Source organism: Streptomyces anatolicus, assembly GCF_019400875.1.
GTDB lineage: Bacteria > Actinomycetota > Actinomycetes > Streptomycetales > Streptomycetaceae > Streptomyces > Streptomyces anatolicus.
Genome location: NZ_WMBF01000599.1, coordinates 1 through 3,402, shown reverse-complemented (window position 1 = coordinate 3,402; position 3,402 = coordinate 1). Strand labels below are relative to the sequence as shown.

Genomic DNA, 3,402 nt, shown 5'->3' with positions numbered 1-3,402 from the left:
GCGCTGGTCATGTGCTGTTCCAACTTCTTTCGGGTGGTACGGGGGTCGGGCGCGGCGGCCGGCAGGGGGCCGCCGACCGGAGTCAGGCGCGGGCCTCGGCGAGGGATTCCCGCGCCTTGGCGGCGACGTTCTCGGCGGTGAAGCCGAACTCGGCGAACAGGACGTCGGCGTCGGCGGAGGCGCCGAAGTGCTCAAGGGAGACGATGCGTCCGGCGTCTCCGACATAGCGGTACCAGGTCAGGCCGATACCGGCCTCGACGGCGACGCGGGCCTTGACGGCGGGCGGCAGGACGCTGTCGCGGTACTCCCGCGGCTGCTCCTCGAACCACTCGACGGACGGCATCGACACGACGCGCGTGGCGATCCCGTCGGCCTCAAGGCGCTCCCGCGCCGCGACGGCGAGGTGCACTTCGGAACCGGTGGCGATCAGCACGACGTCCGGGGTGCCCGTGGACGCCTCGGCCAAAACGTAACCGCCCTTGGCGGCTTCCTCGTTGGCCTCGTACGTCGGCACGCCCTGCCGGGTCAGCGCCAGGCCGTGCGGGGCCGGCTTCTCCGAGCCCCGGCGCAGGATCTCGCGCCAGGCGATGGCGGTCTCGTTGGCGTCGGCGGGGCGGACCACGTTCAGGCCGGGGATCGCGCGCAGGGACGCGAGGTGCTCGACGGGCTGGTGGGTCGGGCCGTCCTCGCCGAGGCCGATGGAGTCGTGCGTCCACACGTAGGTGACGGGCAGCTGCATGAGGGCCGACATCCGCACGGCGTTGCGCATGTAGTCGGAGAAGACGAGGAAGGTGCCGCCGTAGACACGGGTGTTGCCGTGCAGCGCGATGCCGTTCATCTCGGCGGCCATCGAGAACTCGCGGATGCCGAAGTGGATGGTGCGGCCGTACGGGTCGGCCTCCGGGAGCGGGTTGCCCTTCGGCAGGAACGACGACGTCTTGTCGATGGTGGTGTTGTTCGAACCCGCGAGGTCGGCGGAGCCTCCCCACAGCTCGGGGATGACCGGGCCGAGCGCCTGGAGGACCTTGCCGGAGGCGGCGCGCGTGGCGAGCTTGGTGCCGGCCTCGAAGGAGGGCAGCGCCTGCTCCCAGCCCTCGGGGAGGCGGCCGGCGACGACACGGTCGAGCAGCTTGGCGCGCTCGGGGTGGGCGGCGCGCCACTGGGCGAGCCGCTTGTCCCAGGCGGCGTGCGCCTCGGCGCCCCGGTCGAGGGCCTTGCGGGTGTGGGCGATGACCTCGTCCTCGACGGCGAAGGTCTGCTCCGGGTCGAAGCCGAGGACGCGCTTGGTGGCGGCGACCTCGTCGGCGCCGAGCGCGGAGCCGTGGGAGCCCGCGGTGTTCTGCGCGTTCGGGGCGGGCCAGGCGATGATCGTGCGCATCACGACGAGCGAGGGGCGCCCGGTCTCGGCCCTGGCGGCGGCCAAGGCCTCGTACAGCGCCTGGACGTCGATGTCGCCGTCGGCCTGGGGAGCCACGCGCTGCACGTGCCAGCCGTACGCCTCGTACCGCTTGGCGACGTCCTCGGAGAACGCGGTGCCGGTGTCGCCCTCGATGGAGATGTGGTTGTCGTCGTAGAGGAAGACGAGGTTGCCGAGCTTCTGGTGTCCGGCCATCGAGGAGGCCTCGGCGGAGACGCCCTCCTCCAGGTCGCCGTCGGAGACGATCGCCCAGATGGTGTGGTCGAAGGGGCTGGTGCCCTCGGGGGCCTCGGGGTCGAAGAGGCCGCGCTCGTAGCGGGCGGCCATGGCCATGCCGACGGCGTTGGCGACGCCCTGGCCGAGCGGCCCGGTCGTCGTCTCCACGCCCGCCGTGTGCCCGTACTCGGGGTGGCCCGGCGTCTTGGAGCCCTGCGTGCGGAACGCCTTCAGGTCGTCGAGGCCCAGCTCGTAGCCGGAGAGGAAGAGCTGGGTGTAGAGGGTGAGGCTGGTGTGGCCGGGCGAGAGGACGAAACGGTCGCGGCCGGTCCACTCCGGGTCGGCCGGGTCGTGCCGCATGGCCTTCTGGAAGAGGGTGTAGGCGGCGGGCGCCAGGCTCATGGCCGTACCGGGGTGTCCGTTGCCGACCTTCTGCACGGCGTCGGCCGCCAGGAGGCGTGCGGTGTCGACGGCACGCCGGTCGAGTTCGGTCCACTCCAAGGGGCGCTCCAGGGGGCGCTCGAAGGGGCCGAGGGCGTCCGGTGTCTGCGTGCTCATCTGTATGACTTCCTTCGCATCCGTGGTACTTCCGTGGCGCCGAGAGGCACCGGCGGTCCGGACCCAAAAACCCAGGTCCAGCCACCTACGAACGTAAAGGTCATACTTTTCCGGTGGAAGGTGCGCCCGTGTCAGCGTGCGGTGAAAATGGGACAGCCGCAGCGGGCGGGGCAGCCCGGACCGAGAAATACGCAGGGAAATCGCGGGGACATCGCATGACGGAGCAGACCGGCGCACATACGAGCGCCCGGATGGGCGGCGCGGAGCACATCCGTGACGCGTCCGACGGCACGGCCGGGCACACCCGTGACGCCCCCGAAGGCACCGCGGAGCACATCCGCACCTATCCCTTCGATCCGAGCGCGAGCGTGTCCGGGGTCGGGATACAGGTCGGCCCGATGGGCACGGACGGCCCCTGGGCGGGCGGCGTCGGCCTCTCCCGGCGCGTGCACCGCATCGACTTCCACGTGCTCCTCTTCTTCCGCGCGGGCCCCGTCCGCCACATGGTGGACTTCACGGAGTACGAGGCCGGGGCCGGCGACATCCTGTGGATCCGCCCCGGGCAGGTGCACAGCTTCTCGGCGACCGACAGCTACGTCGGCACGGCGCTCACCATGCAGCCCGGCTTCCTGCCGCGCGCGATCGTGGAGGCGACGGGCCTGTACCGCTACGACCGGCCGCCGCTCCTGCACCCCGACGAGGCCCAACTCGCCGCTCTGGAAGCCTCGTTGACCCAACTGCAGCGCGAGTACCTGGACACGGCGACGCTGCCGCTGAGCCTGCACACGTCGGTGCTGCGGCACTCCCTCACCGCCTTCATGCTGCGGGTGGCGCACGTCTCGGCGCGGGCGGCGGCGGACGAGTGCAGCCCGCTGCCGGACTCGGCGTTCTCCCGGTTCCGCGCCGCGGTCGAGCAGGGCTTCACGACCAACCACAGCGTCAGCGCGTACGCCGACGAGCTGGGTTACTCGCGCCGCACCCTCGTCCGCGCGGTGCGCGCGGCCACCGGCCAGACGCCGAAGGACTTCATCGACCGCCGCGTGATCCTGGAGGCGAAGCGCCTCCTCGCCCACACCGACCTCCCGGCGGGCCGCATCGGAGCGGCCGTCGGCTTCGCGGACTCGGCGAACTTCTCGAAGTTCTTCCAGCAGCGCACCGGCGTGACCCCGGCGGGCTTCAGAGCGGCCCAGTGACCCCCACAGCCCCTACAG

2 protein-coding genes are annotated in these 3,402 nt (G+C 71.8%); one reads left to right on the top strand and one right to left on the bottom strand.

Annotated elements, in window-relative coordinates; all coding sequences use genetic code 11:
• Positions 1 to 82: 82 nt before the first annotated feature.
• The gene (tkt, locus tag GKQ77_RS30175) at positions 83 to 2,191 is read right to left on the bottom strand and encodes a transketolase (protein WP_219692297.1); all 2,109 of its coding nucleotides are present in this window, start codon (positions 2,189 to 2,191) and stop codon (positions 83 to 85) included.
• A 215-nt stretch (positions 2,192 to 2,406) separates the two neighbouring features.
• Between tkt and GKQ77_RS30170 the strand changes: the two genes are divergently transcribed.
• The gene (locus GKQ77_RS30170) at positions 2,407 to 3,384 is read left to right on the top strand and encodes a helix-turn-helix domain-containing protein (RefSeq protein ID WP_219692296.1); all 978 of its coding nucleotides are present in this window, start codon (positions 2,407 to 2,409) and stop codon (positions 3,382 to 3,384) included.
• The last annotated feature ends 18 nt before the right edge of the window (positions 3,385 to 3,402 follow it).

What these genes read in the sequence shown, in the direction of transcription:
- tkt (WP_219692297.1), bottom strand. Translation starts at nt 2,191, where the DNA reads ATGAGCACGCAGACACCGGACGCCCTCGGCCCCTTCGAGCGCCCCCTG.
- GKQ77_RS30170 (WP_219692296.1), top strand. Translation starts at nt 2,407, where the DNA reads ATGACGGAGCAGACCGGCGCACATACGAGCGCCCGGATGGGCGGCGCG.